General features: G+C 66.0%; 23 protein-coding genes. 5 read left to right on the top strand and 18 right to left on the bottom strand.

Translation table 11 applies throughout. The features are described from left to right. Positions 1-76: 76 nt before the first annotated feature. The 4 genes from era to FBY30_RS17025 are packed head-to-tail and all read right to left on the bottom strand — an operon-like array spanning position 77 to position 3,906. Positions 77-1,036 carry a GTPase Era gene (gene era / locus FBY30_RS17040; RefSeq protein ID WP_142133781.1) on the bottom strand — a complete coding sequence of 320 codons (960 nt, stop codon included), beginning with the start codon at positions 1,034-1,036 and terminating at the stop codon, positions 77-79. Further along, entirely contained in the window at positions 1,020-2,351 is a 1,332-nt protein-coding gene (locus FBY30_RS17035; protein WP_142133780.1) for a hemolysin family protein, read from the bottom strand. The genes era and FBY30_RS17035 overlap by 17 nt, the downstream gene beginning before the upstream one ends. Then, positions 2,348-2,821 (bottom strand): rRNA maturation RNase YbeY, encoded by a 474-nt coding sequence (gene ybeY / locus FBY30_RS17030; RefSeq protein ID WP_142133779.1) that lies wholly within the window; start codon positions 2,819-2,821, stop codon positions 2,348-2,350. The genes FBY30_RS17035 and ybeY overlap by 4 nt, the downstream gene beginning before the upstream one ends. Further along, the gene (locus tag FBY30_RS17025) at positions 2,818-3,906 is read right to left on the bottom strand and encodes a PhoH family protein (RefSeq protein WP_142133778.1); all 1,089 of its coding nucleotides are present in this window, start codon (positions 3,904-3,906) and stop codon (positions 2,818-2,820) included. Before FBY30_RS17025 ends, ybeY begins: the two co-directional genes overlap by 4 nt. A 406-nt stretch (positions 3,907-4,312) precedes the next feature. Between FBY30_RS17025 and FBY30_RS17020 the strand changes: the two genes are divergently transcribed. After that, on the top strand, positions 4,313-5,230 hold the full coding sequence (locus FBY30_RS17020) for a GerMN domain-containing protein (RefSeq protein WP_142135390.1): 918 nt from the start codon (positions 4,313-4,315) through the stop codon (positions 5,228-5,230). Here FBY30_RS17020 and FBY30_RS17015 read toward each other — a convergent pair. The 3 genes from FBY30_RS17015 to hrcA form a co-directional block, all read right to left on the bottom strand. Beyond that, the gene (locus FBY30_RS17015) at positions 5,217-5,996 is read right to left on the bottom strand and encodes a 16S rRNA (uracil(1498)-N(3))-methyltransferase (RefSeq protein WP_142133777.1); all 780 of its coding nucleotides are present in this window, start codon (positions 5,994-5,996) and stop codon (positions 5,217-5,219) included. The genes FBY30_RS17020 and FBY30_RS17015 overlap by 14 nt on opposite strands. Before the next feature lie 2 nt (positions 5,997-5,998). Further along, positions 5,999-7,126 (bottom strand): molecular chaperone DnaJ, encoded by a 1,128-nt coding sequence (gene dnaJ / locus FBY30_RS17010; RefSeq protein ID WP_142133776.1) that lies wholly within the window; start codon positions 7,124-7,126, stop codon positions 5,999-6,001. An 88-nt stretch (positions 7,127-7,214) separates the two neighbouring features. Continuing rightward, entirely contained in the window at positions 7,215-8,228 is a 1,014-nt protein-coding gene (hrcA, locus tag FBY30_RS17005) for a heat-inducible transcriptional repressor HrcA (RefSeq protein WP_142133775.1), read from the bottom strand. A 174-nt stretch (positions 8,229-8,402) separates the two neighbouring features. Between hrcA and FBY30_RS17000 the strand changes: the two genes are divergently transcribed. Further along, positions 8,403-9,251, top strand: coding sequence for a DUF3097 domain-containing protein (locus tag FBY30_RS17000; RefSeq protein WP_142133774.1), 849 nt, complete (start codon positions 8,403-8,405; stop codon positions 9,249-9,251). Positions 9,252-9,327: 76 nt separating this feature from the next. After that, positions 9,328-9,738 carry a DUF4870 domain-containing protein gene (locus tag FBY30_RS16995; protein WP_056336732.1) on the top strand — a complete coding sequence of 137 codons (411 nt, stop codon included), beginning with the start codon at positions 9,328-9,330 and terminating at the stop codon, positions 9,736-9,738. Positions 9,739-9,747: 9 nt separating this feature from the next. Here FBY30_RS16995 and hemW read toward each other — a convergent pair whose 3' ends face one another. Together hemW and lepA are read right to left on the bottom strand one after the other, a co-directional pair. Further along, entirely contained in the window at positions 9,748-10,977 is a 1,230-nt protein-coding gene (hemW, locus tag FBY30_RS16990) for a radical SAM family heme chaperone HemW (protein WP_142133773.1), read from the bottom strand. A gap of 25 nt (positions 10,978-11,002) precedes the next feature. Then, a complete protein-coding gene (gene lepA, locus FBY30_RS16985) occupies positions 11,003-12,859 on the bottom strand; it encodes a translation elongation factor 4 (protein ID WP_142133772.1) in 1,857 nt (618 codons plus the stop codon). A gap of 410 nt (positions 12,860-13,269) precedes the next feature. On the opposite strand from lepA, the gene FBY30_RS21200 reads away from it, so the two are divergent. Next, positions 13,270-13,590 carry a type II toxin-antitoxin system PemK/MazF family toxin gene (locus FBY30_RS21200; RefSeq protein WP_327437017.1) on the top strand — a complete coding sequence of 107 codons (321 nt, stop codon included), beginning with the start codon at positions 13,270-13,272 and terminating at the stop codon, positions 13,588-13,590. Between the two features lie 169 nt (positions 13,591-13,759). After that, positions 13,760-14,020 (top strand): 30S ribosomal protein S20, encoded by a 261-nt coding sequence (rpsT, locus tag FBY30_RS16975; RefSeq protein ID WP_018761400.1) that lies wholly within the window; start codon positions 13,760-13,762, stop codon positions 14,018-14,020. Between the two features lie 170 nt (positions 14,021-14,190). Here the strand turns inward: rpsT and holA are convergent, their stop codons facing one another. The 9 genes from holA to leuS form a co-directional block, all read right to left on the bottom strand. Then, a complete protein-coding gene (gene holA, locus FBY30_RS16970) occupies positions 14,191-15,207 on the bottom strand; it encodes a DNA polymerase III subunit delta (protein ID WP_142133771.1) in 1,017 nt (338 codons plus the stop codon). After that, a complete protein-coding gene (locus tag FBY30_RS16965) occupies positions 15,141-17,039 on the bottom strand; it encodes a ComEC/Rec2 family competence protein (RefSeq protein WP_235009474.1) in 1,899 nt (632 codons plus the stop codon). The genes holA and FBY30_RS16965 overlap by 67 nt, the downstream gene beginning before the upstream one ends. Before the next feature lie 185 nt (positions 17,040-17,224). Then, positions 17,225-18,118, bottom strand: a complete 894-nt coding sequence (locus FBY30_RS16960) for a ComEA family DNA-binding protein (protein ID WP_142133770.1) — start codon at positions 18,116-18,118, stop codon at positions 17,225-17,227. Positions 18,119-18,233: 115 nt separating this feature from the next. Then, positions 18,234-18,656 (bottom strand): hypothetical protein, encoded by a 423-nt coding sequence (locus FBY30_RS21030; protein ID WP_235009473.1) that lies wholly within the window; start codon positions 18,654-18,656, stop codon positions 18,234-18,236. 26 nt (positions 18,657-18,682) lie between these two features. Next, on the bottom strand, positions 18,683-18,955 hold the full coding sequence (locus tag FBY30_RS21025; protein ID WP_235009472.1) for a hypothetical protein: 273 nt from the start codon (positions 18,953-18,955) through the stop codon (positions 18,683-18,685). A gap of 257 nt (positions 18,956-19,212) precedes the next feature. Next, a complete protein-coding gene (locus tag FBY30_RS16950; protein WP_142133769.1) occupies positions 19,213-19,728 on the bottom strand; it encodes a DUF805 domain-containing protein in 516 nt (171 codons plus the stop codon). Positions 19,729-19,882: 154 nt separating this feature from the next. Beyond that, positions 19,883-20,182, bottom strand: coding sequence for a DUF4193 domain-containing protein (locus FBY30_RS16945; RefSeq protein ID WP_142133768.1), 300 nt, complete (start codon positions 20,180-20,182; stop codon positions 19,883-19,885). 87 nt (positions 20,183-20,269) lie between these two features. Next, entirely contained in the window at positions 20,270-21,280 is a 1,011-nt protein-coding gene (locus tag FBY30_RS16940; RefSeq protein WP_142133767.1) for a DegV family protein, read from the bottom strand. Between the two features lie 84 nt (positions 21,281-21,364). Further along, positions 21,365-23,890: a leucine--tRNA ligase gene (gene leuS, locus FBY30_RS16935; RefSeq protein WP_142133766.1), complete on the bottom strand. Its 2,526-nt coding sequence runs from the start codon at positions 23,888-23,890 to the stop codon at positions 21,365-21,367. Positions 23,891-24,162: the final 272 nt, after the last annotated feature.

Raw genomic sequence — 24,162 nt, 5'->3', positions numbered from 1 at the left:
TACGAAATCCGGTCCATTTTAGTGGTCCAGTGGGGAGAACTCGCCGGCGCCCTCCGCCGAACGCCTTTATCGTAGGTCAGAAACCCAGTTTGACCAGCTGTTTCGGGTCGCGCTGCCAGTCTTTGGCCACCTTGACGTGAAGATCCAGGTAGATCCGGGTGCCCAGGAGGGCTTCGATGCCCTTGCGGGCGTTCGTTCCCACTTCCCGCAGCCGGCTGCCGCCCTTGCCGATGATGATGGCCTTCTGGGATGGCCGCTCCACGTAGAGGTTGACCCGGACGTCCAGCAAGGGGTTGTCGTCCGGCCGGTCTTCCCGGGGGACGATCTCCTCCACCACCACGGCCAGCGAGTGGGGAAGCTCGTCCCGGACCCCCTCGAGGGCAGCCTCGCGGATGAGCTCGGCAACCATGACCGCTTCGGGCTCATCCGTCAGTTCACCGTCCGGATACAGGGGCGGCGACGGCGGCATGTGGCTGATCAGGACGTCGGCCACCGTTTCCACCTGGAAACCGTCAGCAGCGGAGACCGGAACAATGTCCTTCCAGCCGTCCTCCCCCATCACCTCGCGTCCCAGGGCCGCCACGGCAAGGAGCTGTTCAGTCAGTGCCTGCTTGTCCACGAGGTCCGCCTTGGTGACGATGGCGACCACCGGCTTGCGCCCGACGGCGGCAAGCTGGGCCGCGATGAATTTGTCGCCAGGGCCGATTTTCTCGTTCGCCGGGAGACAGAAACCAATGGCGTCCACCTCGGCCAGCGTGTCTGCAACGAGGTCGTTCAGGCGCTTTCCCAAGAGGGTACGGGGACGGTGCAGCCCCGGTGTGTCCACCAGGATCAGCTGGGCATCGTCACGGTGCACGATGCCGCGGATAGTGTGCCGCGTGGTCTGCGGTTTAGCGGAGGTGATGGCCACTTTCTTGCCTACCAGGGCATTGGTCAGGGTGGACTTGCCCGCGTTGGGCCTGCCGACCAGGACCGAAAACCCAGCGCGGAAGCCGCCGAAGTCGTCCGGTAGTTCAGCCTTATTTTTCTTGCTCACGTGGAACTCCCTGCTGGGTTGCTTCGGCCTCTTCCAGGAGGCCTTCAAGGTCAGTCTCTACTCTTGGTACGGCCGCCGCAATGATGTGGCTGACCCGGTTCCGGCGGCCCTCCAGCCGCTCCGCCCGCAGCGATACGCCCTGCACTTCCACGCTGCTGCCCACGATCGGGACTCGGCCAAGCGCCTTGGCGAGGAGGCCGCCCACAGTGTCCACTTCGTCGTCGTCAATCTCCAGGTCGAACAGCTCGCCGAGGTCGTCGATGCCCATCCGGGCGCTCACCCGGTAGGATCCGTCGTCCAGTGCCACCGCTTCCGCGCTCTCGGTGTCGTATTCGTCCACGATCTCGCCCACGATTTCCTCAATCAGGTCCTCGAGGGTCACAAGCCCGGCCGTTCCGCCGTATTCGTCGATGACGATGGCCACATGGGTGGATTCCTTCTGCAGTTCGCGCAGGAGGTCGCTGACGGGCTTGGACTCCGGCACGTAACGGACTTCGCGGGCGAGAGACTCCACCAGGGGCGGTTCCTGGTCCGCGCCCAGCTGGTGGATGACCGCGGCAACGTCCTTGAGGTAGACAATGCCGAGGATGTGGTCCGTGTTTTCGTTGATGACCGGGATCCGGGAGTAGCCGGAGCGCAGGAAGAGGGACATGGCCTGGTGCAGGCTGGAGCCGGCGTCGATGCTGACGATGTCCGTCCTGGGCACCATGACGGCCCGGACCAGGGTGTCACCGAAGTCGAACACCGACTGGATCATCTCCGCCTCGGTGTCCTCGATCATGTCGGACTCACTGGCCCGGTCCACGAGTTCACGGAACTCCTGCTCGCTGAAGAAGGCGTCATCTCCGCCGGGCGCTCCGGGGGCCGCCGAACTGCCGATGGCAACCAGCCAGCCGGGAACCGGTCCCAGCACGCTGGTGAGGAACCGGACCATGGGGGCAGTGAAGCGGACCACCGCTGTGGAGTGCAGCCGGCCGAGCTGCCGGGGCGAAACACCCACGATCACGAAGCCCAGGAGGGCCATGATGCCGGTGGCCACCAGGCCGGCGAGCCACACATTGTCCAGCAGGCTGGCGATCAGCACCGCGACGGCCACGGCCGAGGCCATCTCGAACCAGACGCGCCAGAAGCGCAGGGCCCGGGTGTGGGCCACGGGTTCGGCGAGGATCCGGCGCATGGCGGTGCCGCGGCTCCGGTGCAGTGCCTCCTCGGCGTCGTGGCGGGGAAGAAAACTGAAGGCGGCCTCGGCCGCGGTCAGCACGGCCGCGACGGCAAGGAAAACCAGTGCCACCGCGACCAGGAGCAGTTGCGTCACTGGGTTGTCTCGGCGGGGGCTTCTTTGCCGGTGAAGCCCGAGAGGAGTTCGCGCTGGAGCCCGAACATCTCGGCTTTCTCTTCCGGCTCGGCGTGGTCGTAGCCCAGCAGGTGCAGGATGCCGTGCGTGGTGAGCAGCAGCATCTCGTCCTGGAGTGAGTGGCCGGCGTTCCGGGCCTGGACCTTGGCCACCTGCGGGCAGATGGCGATGTCGCCCAGCATCCCCTGGGGCGTGGGCCGGTCCGGGGTCCCGGGGGTCAGCTCGTCCATGGGGACCGAGAGCACGTCCGTGGCGCCAGGTTCATCCATCAGTTCAATGTGCAGCTTCTCCATAGCAGGTTCGTCCACCAGGAGGATGGAAAGTTCGGCCTGCGGGTGGATGTAGAGCTGTTCAAAGATGTACCGCGACAGGGCAACGAGCTCCGATTCGTCCACCTGGATGCCGGACTCGTTGTTGACCTCGATGCTCACGCGTGTTCCCCCCGCTTTTCCCTGCTGGCTGAGTGCTTGACCCGGTTGCGCTGGGTTTCGTCCCAGATGCTGTAGGCGTTGACAATGTCTCCCACGAGCCGGTGCCGCACAACGTCGGCGGCGTCCAGGACGGAGAAGCTGACATCGTCGATGCCTTGCAGGATTTCCTCAACGATCCGCAGCCCGGACCGGGTGCCGAACGGCAGGTCCACCTGGGTGATGTCTCCGGTCACCACCATCTTTGATCCGAATCCGAGCCGGGTGAGGAACATCTTCATCTGTTCCGGCGTGGTGTTTTGGGCCTCGTCGAGAATGATGAAGGCGTCGTTGAGGGTTCGCCCACGCATGTAGGCCAGCGGCGCCACCTCAATGGTGCCGGCTGCCATGAGCCTCGGAATGGATTCGGGGTCCATCATGTCGTGCAGGGCGTCATAGAGCGGCCTGAGGTAGGGATCGATCTTGTCGCTGAGCGTGCCGGGCAGGAATCCCAGCCGCTCCCCCGCCTCCACTGCGGGGCGGGTGAGGATGATCCTGCTGACCTCTTTTTGCTGCAGCGCCTGGACCGCCTTTGCCATGGCCAAATAGGTCTTGCCCGTACCGGCGGGCCCGATGCCGAAGATCACCGTGTTGGCGTCGATGGCATCAACATAGTTTTTCTGGTTGAGCGTTTTGGGCCGGATGGTCCTGCCACGGCTGGAAAGGATGTCGTGGGTGAGCACGTCCACGGGATTCTGCAGCGACTGGGTGCGCAGGAGCGACACCAGCTGCTGCAGTACCGCGGGCGTGATGACAGTGCCCCTGGCCACCAGTCCGCGGACCTCTTGAAGGAGCCGCATAATCCGGGGGACGTCCGTGACGGGGCCACTGATGGACAGTTCGTTGCCGCGGGCGTGGAAATTGACGTCGGGAAACTGCTCTTCGATGAAGCGCAACGCCTCGTCGTGGCTGCCAAGTGATTGAACCATCTGGTCTGTGTTCTCAAAGAGGACAACTTCGGTCCGGGTGCCGGGCATGGAGTGGGGAAATTCCCCCGGACTGCCTTCGCCCGTGTTGAGCCGGCGCTTACCATTTGCTGATTCAGTCATGGTGCTGGCCCGCAGGCCCGTGGTCCCCTCGAAGATCGACATCACTTGTTTGCGTTTGGCTGATGCCGGTGCCCGTTGCGCGGTGCACCCTGCCCAGCGATCCCTTTATCTTACGCCAGCACGGGTAAGGAGCGGATATCCGGCTCTCTGGAAGCGTCCACGCCACCCATGAAATGGCTCCTAAACAAGAACTTAGATATCAACTTCATATCGGCCTCATATCGTTCCAGTTGCAGTTGGCCGGAAGGAGGCACAGAGCGGCTGACCGCGCGCACCCCTGTGCAATGCTGGAAATCCAGCATCTGCTGGGACGCCAGGCCGCCAGGGGGATCGGCCCGCCACGCCAGGAAAGGACATGGGCAGGACAGTGCCGGAAACCTCTGCGCCCAAATGGGCAGGACGACCCATGGGCCGCGTGCGCCCGGCTGTCCTTGCGGGAATCCTCGTGCTTGTTCCGATCCTGGCCGGCTGCACGGCAGAGGGCGGGCCCTCACCTGCAGGCACCACTGCATCGGTCCCCGCCTCCGGGGGCACCATGCCGGACGCCCCCTCCACCAGCGCCCCACTGGAAACCACGCAGTCCTCCAACAAGGCCCCGGTCTACTGGATTGGCCGCAGCGGTACGAATATCTTCCTCTACCGTGAATTCCGGGACGTCCCCGAGCAGGACAACCCGGTAACCCGGGCCCTGCGCGCCATGATGTCGGAGAAGCCCCTGGACCCTGATTTCTTCACACCCTGGCAGAACCCGGACAAGCTGGCCACTTCCATTTCAGGCAAGGATGTCATCACCGTAGATGTCTCCGCTGACGCCTTTAACAGCAACCTCGACGCAGACATGGCGGCGCGGGCCATCCAGCAGCTGATCTACACCGCCACCGCAGCGGCGGCCAGTTCGGGTCTGATCGACACCAGTCAGCAGATACGGGTCCGGATCCTGGTGGACGGCCATACGGACTACGTCGCGTTCGGAAAGATCCAGCTGGGCGCACTCATGACGCGGGCAGCAGGCCTGGTGGCGCCGGTATGGATTATCGACCCCCAGGAGAACGCCGAGGTGCCGGGCGGCAGCGTGAAGATCACAGGACGCAGCACCTCCCCCGGGGCGAAGCTCCACTGGCAGCTCCTTCGGACGGGGGACGGCGGCAGCAAGGCCCCGTTCCTGAACGGTGAAACCACGGCCGGCGCGGAGCAGGGACAGGCGGGCGCCTTCACGCTTGGCCTTAACCTGCCGCCAGGCGACTACGAGCTCCGGGTAGCGCAGGCCGGCTCCGGCGGCGAGCCTGACAAGAACGAGGACACGAGGTCCTTTAAGGTCCGGTAGCGGTCCAACGGCCAAGGATGTCGCTGGCCAGCACGACGGCGGCCGGGCCGGCTGTGGAGGACCGCAGGACATGGTGCCCCAGCAGGGCCGTCACAGCGCCTTTGTCGCAGAGCTTGGTTACCTCCCGGGGGCTGATGCCGCCCTCCGGGCCCACGATCAGCAGGATTTCACGGGGGCCCGTGCCTGCACTCCCCTGCCACGCCTCAAGGACGGTACGCAGCGGCCGCACGGCGTCTTCATGCAGGATGACCGCAAGGTCCGCCGCTTCCACGGCGGCGGCAAGCCCTGTGGTGTCGACGGCGGCCCGCACCTCCGGGATCCAGGCACGCCGCGCCTGTTTGGCGGCCGCCGTCACTGTTGACTCCCACTTGGCGTGCGCCCGCGCTGCGCGGTCGCCTTTCCAGCGGACGATGGACCGTTCAGACTGCCAGGGCACCACGGCGTCGATGCCCAATTCGGTGGCTGTCTCGATGGCCAGTTCGTCACGGTCTCCCTTGGCCAGGGCCTGGACCAGTACCAGCCGGATGTCCGGCCTGTCTTCCACCGTCAGGCTGCTGCACTCCACCTCGAGCCCGGACGGTGCGGCCGAGACGACTTTTCCGGTCATCCGGGTGCCGGCGCCGTCGACGATATCCACGGCCTCGCCCGGCGCCAACCGCTTCACGGTGACGGCGTGCCGCGCCTCCGCCCCTTCGAGGACGAACATGCGGCCCGGCGTCGTTGCGTCCAGGGACCCGGCGGAGGTGAAGAAGACGGGGTTGCTCACCGCTACAGGTTCCCGAACCGGTCCCGGAGCTTGGCGAACATACCGCCGCTGGCGGCCAACTTGCCTTCGGTGATTTGCTCACCGCGGAGCTTGGCAAGTTGCCGCAGGAGGTCCTCCTGCGCGGAGTCGAGCTTGGCCGGGGTGTCCACCTGCAGATGGACCTTCAAGTCGCCGCGGCCATAGCCCCTCAGATGGGTGACACCCAAACCGCGCAGGGTGATGATTTCGCCGGACTGGGTTCCCGGCTTCACGTCGATCTCCTGGGTACCGTCGAAGGTTTCCAGGCTGACGTCCGTGCCCAGGGCCGCCGCGGTCATGGGGATGTGCAGGGTGGCGTGCAGATCATCGCTTTCGCGCACGTACGTGGGGTCGTTGTTGACGCGGATCTCCACGTACAGGTCACCCGCCGGCCCCCCTGCAGGGCCTGCCTCGCCCTGGCCGGAGAGCTGGATGCGGGTACCAGTGGCGACGCCGGCGGGAACCTTGATGGTCAGCGACCGGCGGCTGCGGATGCGCCCCTGGCCACTGCATTCGTTGCAGGGATCCTTGATGACCGTGCCGAAGCCCTCGCAGGTGCCGCAGGGGGCTGCCGTCATGACCTGGCCGAGGATGGAGCGGACCGCCCGCTGGACCTGGCCGCTGCCGCCGCAGATGTCGCACCGTTCCGGCTGGGTCCCGGGGCGGCAGCATGATCCGTCACAGGTGGGGCAGACCACGGCGGTGTCCACCTCGAGCTTCTTGTTGACTCCGAACACGGCGTCACGGAGGTCGATCCGGACACTGATGAGTGCGTCCTGGCCGCGGCGGACACGCGACGCCGGGCCCGAAGTGCCGCCGGCGCCAAAGAAGGTGTCGAAGATGTCCTGGAACGCGAATCCCTGGCCTGCATAGCCGGCACCGCCGAAGCCGTTGTCCGTACCGTTTTCATTGCCGGTGGTGTCGTAGATCCTGCGCTTCTGGGGATCGGAAAGGACCTCGTAGGCGTGCGTTACCGCCTTGAAGCGTTCTGCAGCGTCGGCACCTGGGTTAACGTCCGGGTGGAGGGTGCGGGCCAGCTTGCGGTAGGCCTTTTTGATCTCTTCCCCTGTAGCTTCGGGTGAGACTCCAAGGACGTCATAGTGGCTGCTCAAAATTCGTGTCTCTTCCTTGTAGTACTGCGTTCAGTTGGTCGGCCAGGGCTCTCGTTCCACAGTCGGAGCAAGCTCCGGCGGCCAAGAGTCAGGGCCCCAAAATCCTGGAAAGGTAACGGGCTACCGCCCTGACGGCGGCCATGGTGGTGGGATAGTCCATTCGGGTAGGACCGAGGATTCCTACCTTGGCTGCGCTGTCCGGACCGTAGCCGGTGGCTACCACGGAGGCCTCGGCAAGGCCGTCATAGGGGTTCTCCCTTCCGATGCTGACGGCCACGCCCCGGTGGTCCTGGGCCATCTCGCTCAACAGCCGCAGCATCACCACCTGTTCCTCGAGCGCCTCCAGCACAGGGCCGATGCTGAGGGGAAAGTCCACATTGGACCTGGCGAGGTTGGCGGTGCCGGCCATGACCATGCGGTCTTCCCGGCTGCTCTGGGCCAGCGCCTCCAGGCCGAGTGCCAGCGCGTGTGCCGCCTGGCGCTGCGCGTGGGGTGTTGCAGCCACGACGGCGGGAAGGGCCTGGGCGAGGTGGCTCAGCCGGGTTCCCCCCAGGGCAGCCAGGAAACGGGTGCGCAACTCGGCCAGCGCGTCGTCGCCAAGGTCCTGGCCGACGTCCAGGACGCGCTGCTCCACCTTGCCGCTGTTGGCGATGAGGACCACGAGGACCTTCCGCGGTGCCAGCAGCACGAATTCGATGTGGCGGACAAGTGCCCTGCTCAGGTGCGGGTACTGGACCACGGCCACCTGGTTGGTCAGTTGCGACAGCAGCCGGACCGTGCGGTCCAGTACGTCGTCGAGGTCGTCCGCGCCTTCCAGGAGGGTCTGGATGGCACGGCGTTCTGCCGCCGAAAGGGGCTTGACTGCCGAGATCTGGTCGACAAAGAGCCGGTAGCCCTTGTCGGTGGGAATCCGGCCGGCGCTGGTATGGGGGGCGGTAATCAGCCCCTCGTCCTCCAGGGCGGCCATGTCATTGCGGATGGTGGCGCTGGAAACACCAAGATGGTGCCGCTCCACCAGGGCCTTCGACCCAACCGGTTCGCGGGAGTGGACGTAATCCTCCACGATGGCCCGCAGTACTTCCAGTTTGCGTGGCTCGCTCACTCTCCACCTCCATCCATGGTCCGGGGCCGCCCGCCCCGCCCGGTGCCACCCAGGGGTTAGCACTCGACATGCCTAAGTGCTAACAGTCTATTATGCCTCGGCCCGTTGTTAGCATTGGTACCGCTCCGGGCGAAACTCCCGGGCTGAGGAGCTAGCGCTAGGCGGATCGATTCCATGGATTACCAGAACTGGGGCCCCCGGGGCATTTCCGCTCCCACACGGGCGGAGCTGCCCGAGGTCGCCGTGGAGCGCGGCATGGTGCTTGAGGAAGTACAGTCCGGCTGGGTGGGCGCCGTGACCCGTGTGGAGAAGTCCGGCGGAATGCACGTCGTGGCACTGGAGGACCGCCGCGGAAAGTCCCGGTCCTTCAAGCTTGGGTTCGGTTTCCTCCTTGAGGGCCAGCCCATCCGATTGATGCCGCCGGCGCCCAAAGCCGCCGTCGGTCTTCCCGCCGGCAGGACCGCCTCCGGTTCGGTGCGCGTCTCGGGCCAGCGCGCCCAGGTTGCCAAGGCAAGCCGGATCTGGGTGGAAGGCAAGCACGACGCCGAACTGGTGGAAAAAGTCTGGGGAGACGACCTGCGCGTGGAAGGCATCGTCGTCGAGCCCCTCCACGGCATCGACGACCTGGCCGCTGCCGTCGCAGAGTTCAGGCCCGGCCCGGGCCGCCGCCTCGGCGTGCTGGTGGACCACCTGGTTCCCGATTCAAAGGAATCCCGGATCGCCGACGCCGTCATGGCGTCCCCGGGCGCGGCCGGAAACGTCCTGATCGTCGGGCACCCCTACGTGGACGTCTGGCAGGCGATCCGCCCTGCAGTCCTGGGCATCGAAAAATGGCCCGCTATCCCCCGCGGGCAGGACTGGAAGACCGGGATCCTCAAAGCCTTCGGCTGGCCCCACGCCACAAAGGAAGACATCGGCCTCGGATGGCAGAAGCTGCTGGGCGCCGTACGCACGTACGCGGACCTCGAAGCGTCCCTGCTGGGCCGGGTTGAGGAAGTCATCGATTTCCTCACCGTGCCCTGACGGGCGGGCAACGGCCACAAAGCCAGTATTCTTGGTAGTAGTCAGCACCAACTTGCACCTCAGAAGGACACAGACTGTGGCAGAAAACGCACGTGATCACAGGGACGGCCAGGGCCGTTCCGAGTACCATGGCGTACCCGCCAACGCCCTGCCGCTTACGGCCAGCGAAGACCGCCAATGGGCCACGCTGGCGCACTTCGGCGGGATCCTGGGGTGCATCCCCTCGCTGCTGATCTACCTGATCTTCCGCGACCGCGGGCCGTTTACCGCCCAGGAGTCCAAGGAAGCGCTGAACTTCAGCCTGCCGCCCACCATCGCCGCGGTGTTGGCCAACATCCTGGTCTTCATTCCGTACGTGGGGAACATTTTCGCGGTCATCGCCACACTGATCTGGGTGGCGCTCACGTGCTTCTCCGTGGCCGCCGGCATTCACGTCAACCGCGGCCAGCCGCACCGCTACCAGTACAACCTGCGCTGGATTAAGTAGCGGCCCAGGTCAGTCCGGGAGGATGCGGCGGACCACTGCGTCTGCCAGCAGCCTGCCCTTGAGGGTCAGGACCAGGCGTCCCCGGAAAGCGGCCGCGGGCTCCACCAGGCCGCACGCGATCAGCCCGGCCACCTCGTGCCGCCCCGCAGCGCTGAGCGTTGACACCTCGAGTCCCGACTGCAGGCGTGCCTCGAGCATGACTTTTTCCAGTTTCCTGGTTTCTGCGTCCAGGGTTTCCCTGCCGGCAGCCGGCGACAGCCCCTGCGACAGCCGGTTGGCGTAGGCGGATGGGTGCTTGACGTTCCACCAGCGGACCCCGCCCATGTGGGAGTGGGCGCCGGGCCCGATCCCCCACCAGTCGTCTCCCCGCCAGTAGGCGAGGTTGTGCCGGCACGCCTGCTCCGGAGTGCGCGCCCAGTTGCTGACCTCATACCAGCCGAGCCCCGCTTCGGTGATGAGCTGGTCGGCGAGCTCGTACTTGTCGGCGTGGTCGTCGTCGTCAATTCCCGGGACCTCGCCACGGCGCATCTGGGCTGCCAGCTTGGTGCCCTCCTCGACGATCAGCGCGTATGCGCTGATGTGGTCAGGCTGGTAGGAAAGGGCGGTTTCCAGGGAGTGGCGCCAGTCGGCCAGCGTCTCCCCCGGCGTGCCGTAGATCAGGTCAAGGCTGACAGTCAGGCCGGCTTCCCGGGCCCACCGCACCACCTGCGGAACCCGGCTGGGCGTGTGGGTGCGGTCCAGGACCTTGAGGACGTGCGGAACGGCGGACTGCATGCCGAAGGACACACGCGTGAAACCGGCTTCCTTGAGGATGGCCAGGGACTCAGGGGTGACCGAGTCCGGGTTGGCTTCCGTGGTGACCTCGGCACCGTCCTCAATGCCCCACTGGTCGATCGCAGCGCGCAGGATCGCCGCAAGGTCGTCTGCGGGCAGCAGCGTGGGCGTGCCACCGCCAAAGAAAACCGTGCTGAGCTTCCGCTCCGGCAAGCCGGAACCGGTCAGCACCCTGGCCGCCAGAGCCACTTCCGACACCGCCGTTTGGGCATACGCATCCTGGGATGCGCCGCCGCCCAGTTCCGTGGCGGTGTAGGTGTTGAAGTCGCAGTATCCGCAACGCACGGCGCAGAAGGGAATGTGGACATACAGGCCGAATGCCCGGCCCGCCGCACCGTCAGCTGCCTGTGCAGGCAGCAGACCGTCCGACGGCGCCGGGTCGCCGAGGGGAAGGACGCTGGGCATCAGCGCGTCCCCCGCTGCGCGGTGGTCACTTCTTCTTTGCCTTGTCCTTCGATTCGTCCGTGGTGAGGGCGGCGATGAATGCCTCCTGCGGCACTTCCACCGTGCCCACCATCTTCATGCGCTTCTTGCCTTCTTTTTGCTTTTCCAGCAACTTGCGCTTACGCGAGATGTCACCGCCGTAGCATTTCGCCAGTACGTCCTTGCGGATGGCCCGGATGCTTTCACGGGCGATGATCCGGGAACCGATGGCCGCCTGGATGGGCACCTCGAACTGCTGCCGCGGGATGAGTTCACGGAGCTTGCCGGTCATCATCACGCCGTAGGCGTACGCCTTGTCCCGGTGGGTAATGGCACTGAAGGCGTCCACCTGCTCGCCCTGGAGCATGATGTCCACCTTGACCAGGTCGGCAACCTGCTCGCCGTCGGCTTTCCAGTCCAGGGAGCCGTAGCCCCGGGTCTTCGACTTGAGGATGTCGAAGAAGTCGAAGACGATTTCCGCCAACGGCAGGCGGTAGCGGATTTCCACCCGGTCCTCGGAAAGGTAGTCCATGCCGTTCATGACGCCGCGACGTGACTGGCACAGCTCCATAATGGCGCCCACAAACTCGTTGGGGGCCAGGATGGTGGCGGAGACCATGGGTTCGCGTACCTCGGCGATCTTGCCCGTGGGGTACTCGCTGGGGTTGGTCACGCGGACCACCTTCTTGTCCTCCAGGGTCACCTCGTATTCCACGTTCGGCGCGGTGGAGATGAGGTCCAGGTTGTATTCGCGCTCCAGGCGTTCGCGGGTGATCTCCAGGTGCAGCAGGCCCAGGAAGCCGACACGGAACCCGAAGCCCAGTGCGGCGGAAGTCTCCGGTTCGTACACCAGCGCGGCGTCATTGAGCATGAGCTTTTCGAGGGCGTCGCGGAGTACGGGGTAGTCGGCGCCGTCCAGTGGATAAAGGCCGGAGAACACCATGGGCTTGGCATCGGCGTAGCCGGGCAGCGACTCGGCGGCCGGCTTGGCCAGGTTGGTGACCGTATCGCCAACCTTGGACTGCCGCACGTCCTTCACGCCGGTAATCAGGTAGCCCACTTCACCGACGCCCAGCCCCTTGGAGGGTGTGGGTTCCGGCGAGCTGACGCCGATTTCCAGGAGCTCGTGCGAGGCCCTGGTTGACATCATCTGAATGCGTTCCCGCGGGTGGAGCATGCCGTCCACCACACGCACATAGGTCACCACGCCGCGGTAGGTGTCGTAGACCGAGTCGAAGATCATGGCACGGGCCGGACCATCAGGGTTACCCTCCGGCGCGGGCAGGTCCCTGACAATCTTGTCCAGCAGTGCTTCCACGCCGACGCCGGTTTTGCCGGATACACGCAGGACGTCCTCGGGATCGCCGCCGATCAGGTTGGCCAGCTCGGCTGCGTACTTTTCCGGCTGCGCCGCCGGCAGGTCGATCTTGTTAAGCACCGGAATGATGGTGAGGTTGTTTTCCATGGCCAGGTAGAGGTTGGCGAGCGTCTGGGCCTCGATGCCCTGGGCCGCGTCCACCAGCAGGATTGCGCCTTCGCATGCGGCCAGGGACCTGGACACCTCGTAGGTGAAGTCAACGTGGCCCGGGGTGTCGATCATGTTCAGTGCATAACTCACCCCGTCCACCTCCCACGGCATGCGGACAGCCTGGGACTTGATGGTGATGCCGCGTTCACGCTCGATGTCCATGCGGTCCAGGTACTGGGCCTTCATGTCGCGCGCCTGGACAACCCCGGTGGACTGCAGCATCCGGTCAGCCAGGGTGGACTTGCCGTGGTCAATATGCGCGATGATGCAAAAGTTCCGAATGATTGCCGGATCTGTCGCGGCGGGCACCGGTGCGGTGCGGGCCATGGGAGACACGCAGGGTCCTTACTGTTGGCTTTTCTGCAGCCATCCGTCAGGCACGCGAAAAAGTGCCTGCGGTCCAGCCGCACATCTTGAACATCCAGTGTCCCACGTCCGGGACCCCGCCACCGCATCCTGACCGGCACATCCAGCGGCGTTTCGGCAGCGCAACCCCGCCGATAGGCTGTCCGGATGGCCATTGATCTCCGCTCCCTGGGAAACGCCGTCCGCCGCGGACTGCGCCTTCTGCAGACCGACCATCCGCTCCAAAGGCCCCGGAGCGCCTGCCGGACAGGCGCCCCGGCGGCGGGCGTCCCGCATCCGGCAGCGCCGGTGCTGCGAATGCCGCCTACCCTGGGGACTTCCGCGGCCGCACGGACATCCACTATGCCCCGCAGCCGGACGGCGATCCGGATCCGGGTGAGGTGGTGTGGGCCTGGGTCCCCTATGAGGAGGACCACAGCAAGGGGAAGGACCGGCCGGTCCTCTTGGTGGGGCATAACGGCCCATACCTCTTGGGACTGATGCTGACAAGCAGGGACAGGGTGCCCGCCGGTTCCACTTCATCCGAGTACGTGGACCTTGGTGCCGGCGGTTGGGACAAGCAGGGCAGGGCGAGCGAGGTGCGGCTGGACCGCATCCTTCAGATCCAGCCGGACGCCATCCGGCGGGAAGGCGCGGTACTGGACAGGGCGCGCTTCGATAAAGTGGCGGCCGGCCTCCGGAGGCGACACGGATGGACGTGACCGGCGCAAATGGCCACTGCCGCCGCTGACCTGCTATTCTTTATTGCTGTGTGTCCGTGCAGGTCGACGGTCACTGATGGTTGGCCGCCATAGGTATCCCCACGCCGCTCAGTCAAGGCCAGCTTGAAAGCCCTCTAGACCATTTCCGCATTACAAAGAGAGTTCACACGTGGCGAATATCAAGTCCCAGAAGAAGCGCATCCTGACCAACGAAAAGGCCCGTCTGCGCAACAACGCAGTCAAGTCCGAGCTGAAGACGGCCATCCGCGCCGTCAACACCGCTGTTGAGTCCGCTGACAAGGAAGCTGCTACTACTGCGCTCGTTTCTGCCAGCCGTAAGCTGGACAAGGCTGTCAGCAAGGGTGTTCTGCACAAGAACAACGCAGCGAACCGCAAGTCGGCGATCTCCAAGAAGGTCAACGCACTCTAAGGTTTCCAGTTCCCACGAACTGATGGTGTGGCCGGTACCCTCGGGTGCCGGCCACACGGCTTTAATCGTTTCGTCCGGGAAGCCGCGGCAGCCCGGCGTCGGCGGTCACCTGAAACGCTGTGCAATCTGCTGCGCGGCGGCTATAAGGCCTGCGCTGATGGGTCCTGTCGCTATCTGCCCTGGACAGACATGGCAATCACCGTCACGGCGTGCTCCACCGCGTAGACCGGATCCCGGGACAGGCCCTTGACCTGGGCGTCAGCCTCCGCCGTTGCCTGGATGGAGCGCACCAGGCCCTCCGGCGTCCAGCGCCGGACATCCCGTTGTGCCTGCTCGACCAGCCAGGGCTGCATGCCCAGTTCCGCGGCGATCTGCGCTGACGACCCAGAGGCACCCGCTACCCGGGCCACCGTCCTCAGCTTGGATGCGAGGGCTGCCACCAGGGGCACCGGGTCTGCACCGGTGGCGAGGGCATGGCGCAGGGTGGACAGGGCCACCGGCGCGTTTCCTGCCATGGCTGCGTCGGCCACCTTGAAAGCGGTAGCTTCGACCCGGCCGCCATAGTATTGGTCCACGGTGTCCGTGGTGACGGTGGTGCCCGCATCCGCGATCAGCTGGGCGCACGCGGCGGCAAGTTCGGACAGGTCTGCACCCACGGCGTTCACCAGCGCCTGGACGGCATCCTGGTTGATGCGCCGGCCGGCCGCCTTGAACTCTGCTGCCACGAATTGGACCTTGTCGGCATCCTTCTTCAGCGGCTGGCAGTCAACCACGGGCCAGCCGTCCTTCCGGATGGCGTCGAGGAGCTTCTTGCCCCGTGCTCCCCCGGCATGGCGGAGCACCACGACGGCGTCCTCCTCCGGGTGCTGGAGGTAAGCGAGGGCATCCGCGAGGAAGGCGTCATTCATGCCCTCCACGGCTTCCACCTCGATGAGCTTGCTTTCGCCGAACAGGGAGGGACTCACCTGCATGGTAAGGGCACCGGGCTCGTAGCCGGCAGCGTTCATGCGGCTCAATTCAACGTCCGGTGCAGCCGCCCTGACCTGCGAACGGATCCTGTCCATGGCCCTGATGCCCAGGTACTCTTCCGGCCCGCTTACCAGGACGATTCGGGCCGGAGCTACGTCCCGCCAGGAGGCCGTATTCGATGCCGGGGAGCGGGTTGCTCGCTTTTGCGCAGCGGCCATCGAAGGTCCCTTCCGGAGGTGTTATTGCAGTATCCCAGCCTGCCATGTCTGCGCCCGCGCTCCAAGCCACGCGAGCTGCGAAACTGTTGCAGACGCAGTTCCACCAGCCTGATCAGCACCACAGTGGCAGCATGGGATTGCCGTACCCTGCGGACAACCTGGACGGGCCGGGCCACCGCCCACACGGCGGCGAGTGTCACCGCCGAGAGCAACACCATGGAGAGCAGCCCGGGTACCCCCTCCGGCCAGGGAAGGGCGGAACCCGGCAATTGGGCTGCGCACCGGGCGACGCCACCTACTCCGGCGCTGAACATGCCTGCCACTGCTATCAGCCCCGTGGCCAGCCACGGCAGCAGAACCACCATGGGTACTGCAATGGTGCCCAGCAAGGTCACGGGAGCAACCAAGGGCGAGGCCACCACGTTGGCCAGCAGCGAATAAGTTGCAAACTGGGGCTGCAGGAGGACGATCACGGGTCCGCACAGCAACTGCGCCGACAACGGGACCGCAACCGCCGCGGCCAACCACCGTGGCACTGCCGCCGGTATCCAGCCGACGATCCGCCGTCCCAGGAGGATGATGCCCAGCGTGGCCAGGACGGACAGCAGGAATCCGAAACTCGAGCCCAGCTCCGGGTCGGACAGCAGGAGTCCAATAACAGCGAGGCACAGGAAGCTCAGGCCGCGGCCCGAGCGGCCACCTGCCAGGGACGCGACACCAATGGCCCCCATCAGCGCTGCGCGCAGGACGCTGGGGTCAGGTCCCACCAGGACAACGAACAGGGCCAGGCCGGCGAGGGCCGCTCCTGCAGCAGGAGCGCGGGGCAGCCGGAACCGACGGCACATCACCAGCAGCGCGCCCAGGACAAGGCTGCAGTTTGCGCCGCTGACCGCTGTTAGGTGGGTCATGCCCACGGCTTTCATCGCATTGCCCAAGCCCTCGTCCAATGCGCTGGTGTCACCGGTGACCATCCCCGGAAGCAGTCCGCGGGCGTCCGGTGGCAGGAAAGCGGAGGCGGCAACGAAACGGCCGCGAAGCTCCCTCGCTCCCGCCTCCAGCAAAGAAGCGTTGTCCAGCAGCGGGCTGCCTGAAGCGTTACGGGGACCCGTTGAGGCGTTGAGGTTCCCCGCTTCCTGTCCGCCGGGCTCTGGAGGCCGCAGCTTGCCGGTTGCCCGCAGGGTCTGCCCAGGAACAACATTCCCCCAGCCCTCTCCGCCCATGACCACCAACCGGGCCCGTACCCGCAGCAGAACCCCGCCCGTTGTCACTTCCCGGGTCAACACCGGCACTGACCAGCGTTCCCCCGATCCTCCCCGGCCGCCGATGGCGCGTGGATTTCCTGCCACCTCCACCACGGCGACGGCCGACTTCCCTGCCGCAACCGCCTCTGCGAGTGGACCAGTGGACCGTTGGCTGGAGGCTGTTGCCGAGTGGGCTGCGCCGGCAGCCGCCAGTAGCAAAGAGACTCCCACTGCCGCCCGAAAGCTGCGGCCCCGGGATGCCCGGAACATGGGACCTGCGGCTGGCCCGGTGCGGCTGTGGGCGCTGCGTTTCCGTCCATCCGTGGCTGCACGGGCCAGGAATGCACCGCCGAGCGCCACCAACGCGCAGCAGAGGACGGCCAACTCGGTGGGCGGCAGCCAAAGCCCCGCCAACGATGCGGCCCACACCAGTGCTGCCGGCAGGGCAAGCCGGAGGTCAGTTCGCTTCTGCAGCCCGGGAGGATTTGACGCCGCTTCTTCCCGGGACTTGCGGGTGTCGGCAATCCGTGTGCGCAGGCGGTCCAGGCCGGATGTCGGCGCGGCGTCCCGGTCTGCCGGTATTGCATCCACGCCCTGCACAGCCGACTCAATGAACCGCTTCCACGGGCTGTGCTCTCCCGGATGCCGGGTTACTGATGTCTGCCTTCCCTGACTTTGCGCCTCCGGACGGCGCGCTCCTTTACCACCCCCGCGATTCCGGACGGCCCCCTCCCGCGGCCGGTCCGTATTTCCCCTTCCCGGATTGATCGCCACGGCTACCCCTGGACCGTCACCAGGGGAAGCAAGGCCTCAAGCATCTTGGGGCCAACGCCGTCCACGGCGTCCAGCTCTTCGACGCTCTTGAAAGGACCGTGTTCCTTCCGCCAGTCCACGATCCGCTGTGCCAGCACCGGGCCTACCTTTGGCAGCGTGTCCAGCTCAGCGGCGCCGGCGGTGTTCAGGTTGACCTTCCCGGCCGGGGCCCCCTGCTGCCCGGTGCCGTTTGTCCCGGAGAAGCCGGCGCCGGAACCATCAGCTCCTGTGCCTCCCGAAGCCGCAGCGTCCGTCCCAGCGGGAAGGGGTTCCCCATGCTGTGGGACGTAGATCTTCTGGCCGTCCTCCGCCACCAGCGCGAGGTTAAGCCGGTTTGCATCGCCGTCCGCCAATGCACCGCCCGCTGCAGCAATGGCATCATCTACCCGGCTGCCCTGCTGCAGCCGGATGACACCAGGTTTGGCAACAGCTCCGGCGACATGAACCACCACCCATCCCGCAGCCTTGAGCTCCCCCTGGCCCGAAGCAGGGTCAGGTGCCGGACCCGCGCTGGCGTCATCCCTGGGTTCACCTGCGTGTCCCCCGGAACTGACCCCGCCCAGCGGCAGAACCTCAGGGACTGCCCCTCCTGCCTGGAACCAGAACCACGCCCCGGCGGCGGCGGCCAAAGCCGCCAACAGCACGGCGACGCGCAGGCCGACCCGCCATCGTAGTGAAGGTGCACGGCCGGAATCACTTTCAGCTCCATCCACGTCGCCGGGACCCCGGTACTCAAAACCGCCCTGCCCCTGGCCATGCTCCAATAGTCCGGGACGCGCCTCGCCAAGGGTCGCCTGAAGCCTGGCCCGTGCGTGCCGCGCCTGCTGACCTGCTGTTCCAGCATCGCGGCGTGACATAGCTCCACCCTAGGAACCCGGTCGGTTCCCCGGCGAGGCACCCATAGGCCTATGTGGAAACGTGCCCACGGCGAATGCAGCCCGCAGTCCAGTCCAGATGGCGGGCCGGGCTGGCTCAGAAGTCAATCCCCTTGACCAGGGTGATGAATTGTTCCTTGACCTGCTCTTCGGTGGGGCCGGCCGGTGAGATCAGGACCTGTGCGGTGAAGATCGCCATATTCCGGTCCCGAGCAACCATCAGGGACAGGGACGTAACCGGTACATCACTCGGAGGCCGGAGAGCTTTTGGTCCGCCCGGGTCTGACCGGATGACCAGGATTGCCCTGTCTCCAAGCCCTTCAATATCCTGCCCATCCGGCGGCATCGGCCCTGGGAGCAAGCCGGCGCCGCCCTCATGAAGTTCGATGGAGAAGATGAGCGAATCCGGCCCCGGCGTCCCCGGAGAACCAAACTGGTAGCGGCAGTTGCCCTCGCCCGGGAGAACCTGAGGCTGGGTTGTGGTGCCAAACGCCTCTTTGAGCGCATCGACGCTCACCATGGCGCAACGGGATTGTTCGTAGTGCTCTATGGACCGTCCTGTGGGGCGGATGGAAGGTTGAGGGTGGTGCCGTTGCCCCACCCTGCCTCGACAGCCGCCTGCGCGATTGCGCGCGCTGCAGCGTTGCCGTTCGGTACAGGGATCTCCGGCGACATCGGCGGCGTGTCCACGATGCGCAGGTCAAGGGACTCGTTGCCCCTGACAGCCTTGAGCACCGTGTTTGCTGATGCCCCTCCGGGCTCGCCCCGGAACCACCCCGACCACTGCAGGCAGGCGAAATCACCGATGCCGTCAACCATCGAGCAGTCAGGGGCCTTTTTCGCTTCGGTTATCTCGGCGGCTGATGCCGGTGAGATCAACGAGACGCTGAGCGCCCGGCTTTTGTTCGACTTGCAGAAGTAGCTGCATACATACGCGCGGCTTCCGGCCGGCTTCCCCTGCTACCCCATCTGTACCAGATCAGGGTCGATCTTCATCGCGATATCCGGCGTGATCAGATCGCAGGCAGGACTCCGGGAGCCGGACGAGGGAGACTGCTGCGACCCGGGCGGGCGGCCTACAAGGGGGTAAGCCCGTCAGAACCCGGAGGCGCAGGCGGGGAACTGTATCCGGGTCCTCCTGGAGCCTGCCAGTACCCGGCTTGCGAGTACCTGTCGAACCGTTGGCCCGAAGGGTTCTCACGCTGCGCGAGCAGCACGATCAGCACGATCCATCCGATCACCGGTAGAAGGGTGAGGAGCAGCAACCAGCCGCTGAGGTTGGCATCATGGAGGCGCCGGACCGCCACAGCGAGCGAAGGGACCACAGTGGCGAGAAACCAGATGCCCCCGAGCGCGCTGGACCCCGTCACCTGCCCATTGACGATTGTCGGGCTAACCGAGTTCAACACGGCGGACGCCAGTCCGGACGCGAGAAACCACCACCAATACTCGCTGCGGCTGGCTCGCCCGGTAAAGACGGCGTACTTCTGGAATACGCGCTTGACTGCCTCGACTGGAGGAGCCCCGTAGTAAGGGAACTCCAGCCCCGGGACCGCGTTCCGCGAAGCGTCTGGAGGCTGCTGCATGGTCATCGAACTGTCCCTTCCGATACTGCGCTGCCGCCCATGCTACGGAAACGGAGGCCCCTGCACCCGGGCCAGAGGGCCCTACTCCAGGGCCAGCCGGGTTCAAGACCTCAGTGAAGACAGAAAATCAGTGGGTTGCGGGGCTGCCGGCCGGAGCCGCTCAGCCCTCACATTCCACGCAGTAGGCATGACCGTCCTTTTCCCGCGCCATCTGGGAGCGGTGGCGGACCAGGAAGCAGGACCAGCAGGTGAACTCGTCGTCTGCCTGCGGAATGACCTGGACGACGAGCTCTTCGGCGATGAACTCTCCGCCAGGGGTCAGCCCGTCCAGGGTGTCGGCCTCGTCGAGCTCCTGGACCACGGACTGCGCGTCCGGGGCTTTGGCGGACTTCAATGCCTCCAGCGAGTTTTCCTGGGATTCCTTGACGTCGGTGCGGAGTTCGTCGTAATCAGTTGCCACGAAGGTACATCTCTTTTCGCTTGATGGGTGTTACCGGTGCTGCAACGTACAGCCCAGCGAAAGAATTCCCTGCCTTGAACTGCTCCCTCACTTATGGTGGCCCGCGAGCCCGTCATTTTTCGGCCGCTCGTCGACTTCCAGCCTGCCCACGATGACCGCGAGGACACCCAGCCCGGCGTGGGCGGCCAGGACCGCCGGCAGGGAGCTGATCTGCGCGGGGGGACAATCCGGAAGAGCCGCTTCCAGTCTGGCTGCCAGGCTCTCAGCCTCCTCCGGGTTGCCGAAATGATGGACGGCAAGGCACACGGACTCACCCGGACGGGGTGCCGCCTGGGCCACTACGATTTCCTCAAGGCGGGCCACGGCCCTCCCCGCAGAACGGACCTTTTCGAGCGGAACGATCCTGCCGCCGTGGACGGCCAGGATGGGTTTGATGGCAAGCATGGTTCCCAGCAGCGACGCCGCGGCTCCGATCCGCCCGCCGCGCCGCAATTGTTCCAGGCTGGGTACATAGAAAAAGACCTTGGTGCGTTCGGCCTGGGATGCCGCCGCAGCGGCCACCGCCGCCCGGTCTGCACCAGCGGCCGCGGCTTCCACTGCTGCTTGGACCGCCATCCCCTGCGCCATGCTGACGGTCCGCGTATCGACAACATCCACGGGGATTCCCGCCCTGGCTGCAGCGAGCCGGGCGGAGTCCGCCGTGCCCGAAAGTTCTCCCGAGATATGGACTGACACGACCGCCTCGAAGCCACGAAGCTCGGCAGCGCGGTAGGCCTGCTCAAATTGGCCCGGTGATGGCCGGGATGTCTTGACCGGTGTCCCCGCAGCCAATGCCACGGCGATGGTCTCCAGGATGTCGTCTTCACCCTCGCCGTAGATTTCCGCCCCCACCATGACGGGCATGGGCGTCACTGTCAGGATTCCATCGCGCGGAAGCCCGCGTGAATAGTCCTCCGGGAGGGCGGCAGCTGAGTCGGTCACGACGGCGGTGCGCACCGCGGCTGTACCGCCGCGCCTTGTTGCGGGCCGGGTGGCGGGACGGAACCCAGACAGCCGGGCACGCACCCACGGCCAGGCGGCGGCATTACTGTCAGGCAAAGTGCCTCCTGGAGACGGTGACCGGCTCAGTCAAGCCCAGCCGCCGGAGGATCTCCGACGGCCGGGCTGTGCTGCGGGGTGCGGCTAGGCCGGAACGATGTTCACCAGCTTAGGCGCACGGACGATCACAGTGCGGATGCCCCGGCCGTCCATGGCGCGCTGGACGTTCTCCGACGCCAACGCCAGCGCGCGCAGCTGGTCCTCGGAAACGTCCGGGGACACCTCCAGACGGTCGCGGACCTTGCCCTGCACCTGGACGACGGCAGTGACCGTGTCCTGGACAAGGAGGGCGGGATCGTGCGCGGGCCAGCCGGCATTGGCAACGGAGGCGGGGTGGCCCAGCAGGTTCCACATGTCCTCAGCCGTGTACGGGGCGAAGAGGCTGAGGATCACGGCGACCGCCTCGGCGGCTTCGCGGACTGCAGGGTCAGCTGCCCCCGCCCCGGAGTCGATCGCTTTGCGGGTGGCGTTGACCAGTTCCATCAGCTTGGCCACCACCACGTTGAACTTGTTGGCGTCCAGCAGCTCCGCGGCGTCGGCGATGGTGCGGTGCGTGACCGAACGCAGCCCCCGGTCGCCGCCGGCGAAGTCCACGCCGGGTGCGCTGGTGACGTCCTTGGCCAGGCGCCAGGCGCGGGCCAGGAACTTGGCGGAGCCGGACGGCGAGACGTCGGCCCAGTCCACGTCATCCTCGGGCGGGGACGCGAACACCATGGTCAGGCGGACAGCGTCCACACCGTATTTGTCCAGCTGTTCGCCGAGGTCAACACCGTTGCCCAGCGACTTGCTCATGGCCTTGCCGCCGTTGAGCACCTGGCCCTGGTTCAACAGTGCACTGAACGGCTCGTCCGCATCGAGCATGCCCAGGTCGTGGATGACCTTAGTGAAGAAGCGCGCGTACAGGAGGTGGAGGATGGCGTGCTCCACGCCGCCCACGTACTGGCCCACTGGCATCCAGTCGTTGATCTTCTGCGGATCGAACGGGCCCTCGGTGTAGTGCGGCGAAACGAAACGCAGGAAGTACCAGGAGGAGTCGACGAACGTGTCCATGGTGTCGGTGTCCCGCTTGGCGGGGCCGTGGCAGGTGGGGCATTCCACGTTGACCCAGGACTCGGCCGCGGCCAGCGGCGAGGTGCCTTTGGGTGCCAGGTCCTCACCGCGCAGATCCGAGGGCAGGGTGACCGGCAGCTGCTCGTCCGGAACCGGCACTTCCCCGCAGGACGGGCAGTGGATGATGGGGATAGGGGTGCCCCAGAACCGCTGGCGGCTCAGCAGCCAGTCGCGGAGCCGGAAGTTCACGAACTTCTCGCCGGTGCCCTGCTGCTCCAGCATGGCGATGGCGGCCGGAATGGCCTCAGCCTTGGGCAGGCCGTCCAGCTCGCCGGAGTTGATCAGGGTGCCCTCCCCCGCGGTGGCGGTTCCGGAGATTGCGGGATCCTCTTCGCCGGTGTCCAGGACGGCGCGGACGGGCAGGTCGAAAGCACGGGCGAAGTCGAGGTCCCGCTGGTCGTGGGCGGGGACGGCCATGATGGCACCCGTGCCGTAATCGGCCAGGACGTAGTCGGCTGCCCAGACGGGCAGCTTCTCCCCGTTCAACGGGTTGACGGCGTAGCGGCCGGTGAAGACGCCGGTCTTCTCCCGCTCGGTGGACTGGCGTTCGATCTCGGAGAGCGCCTTGACCCGTTCGCGGTATTCGTCCAGGGCGGCGGCGTGCTCTTCGGTGACGAGTTCGACGGCGAGCGGCGCGTCGGCTGCCACCACGAAGAACGTTGCCCCGTAGAGGGTGTCCGGGCGGGTGGTGAAGACCGTCACCTCCTTGGCGGGCTTGCCGCCGTCGGCCTCGATCACGAAGTTGACGTGCGCACCCTCGGACCGGCCGATCCAGTTCTTCTGCATGGCCAGGACGCGCTCGGGCCAGTGGCCGCGCAGCTCGTCCATGTCGTCCAGCAGGCGGTCGGCGTAATCGGTGATTTTGAAGTACCACTGGTTCAGCGACTTCTTGGTGACGGTGGTTCCGCAGCGCTCGCAGGCGCCGTTGACAACCTGCTCGTTGGCCAGGACGGTCTGGTCCTTGGGGCACCAGTTCACCGGTGAGTTCTTCCGGTAAGCCAGGCCGCGCTCATAGAAGCGCTTGAACAGCCACTGGGTCCAGCGGTAGTACTCGGGGTCCGAGGTGTGGAGGCGTCGCGACCAGTCGGCGGAGATGGCGTACCGCTTAAAGGACGCCGCCTGGGTGTCGATGTTGGCGTAGGTCCACTCGCTGGGGTGGGCGTTGCGCTTGATGGCCGCGTTTTCCGCGGGCAGGCCGAAGGAATCCCAGCCGATTGGGTGCAGCACGTCGTAGCCCTGCTGGCGCAGGTACCGGGCCACCACGTCACCCATGGCAAACGCTTCGGCGTGGCCCATGTGCAGGTCGCCCGACGGGTACGGGAACATGTCCAGCACGTAGCGGCGCTCGCGGGACCCGTCGTCCACCGGGGTGAAGACCTTGAGGTCTTCCCACACCTGCGGCCACTTGGCCTCCATGGCGGTAAAACTGTAGGTGCCCTCTTCAGGCTCCGCCGATACTGTTGTTGCTGTTCCGGTCTCTGTCTCCGGCTGAACGCCCACTGCTGCCCTCTTCTGTTCTGTTACGGCATCTGTGCTGCCATAACGGCCTGATCCCCCTGCTGCCGGCCCGGCGCCAAGCCCCGGACACACAAAAGCCCCTCACGAAGGGAGGGGCTGCCGCTCAGCTATCCGATAATCGGAGCCGGCGGCTACGTAAGCAGAAGGATCGCACGCATGAATCTACTTTAGCGCACCCGCACACCCCCTCAGCCTATGTCGCAAACGAGCGGCTGAGGGAGCAGCAACCGGAAGAGAGGGGCCGGAGACTCCCC

The sequence above is a fragment of the Arthrobacter sp. SLBN-83 genome (genome assembly GCF_006715285.1).
Taxonomy (GTDB): Bacteria; Actinomycetota; Actinomycetes; order Actinomycetales; family Micrococcaceae; genus Arthrobacter.
This window is presented reverse-complemented; position numbering and strand designations above follow the sequence as displayed.

Bases quoted from the DNA above. Each gene is read 5' to 3' on its own strand.
- holA (WP_142133771.1), bottom strand. From the start codon at position 15,207: ATGGCCGCTGCGCAAAAGCGAGCAACCCGCTCCCCGGCATCGAATACG.
- FBY30_RS21025 (WP_235009472.1), bottom strand. From the start codon at position 18,955: ATGGTTGACGGCATCGGTGATTTCGCCTGCCTGCAGTGGTCGGGGTGG.
- FBY30_RS16960 (WP_142133770.1), bottom strand. From the start codon at position 18,118: ATGTCACGCCGCGATGCTGGAACAGCAGGTCAGCAGGCGCGGCACGCA.
- FBY30_RS17000 (WP_142133774.1), top strand. From the start codon at position 8,403: ATGGATTACCAGAACTGGGGCCCCCGGGGCATTTCCGCTCCCACACGG.
- FBY30_RS16950 (WP_142133769.1), bottom strand. From the start codon at position 19,728: ATGACCATGCAGCAGCCTCCAGACGCTTCGCGGAACGCGGTCCCGGGG.
- FBY30_RS17025 (WP_142133778.1), bottom strand. From the start codon at position 3,906: ATGACTGAATCAGCAAATGGTAAGCGCCGGCTCAACACGGGCGAAGGC.
- FBY30_RS17020 (WP_142135390.1), top strand. From the start codon at position 4,313: ATGGGCCGCGTGCGCCCGGCTGTCCTTGCGGGAATCCTCGTGCTTGTT.
- FBY30_RS21030 (WP_235009473.1), bottom strand. From the start codon at position 18,656: ATGGTGAGCGTCGATGCGCTCAAAGAGGCGTTTGGCACCACAACCCAG.
- hemW (WP_142133773.1), bottom strand. From the start codon at position 10,977: ATGCCCAGCGTCCTTCCCCTCGGCGACCCGGCGCCGTCGGACGGTCTG.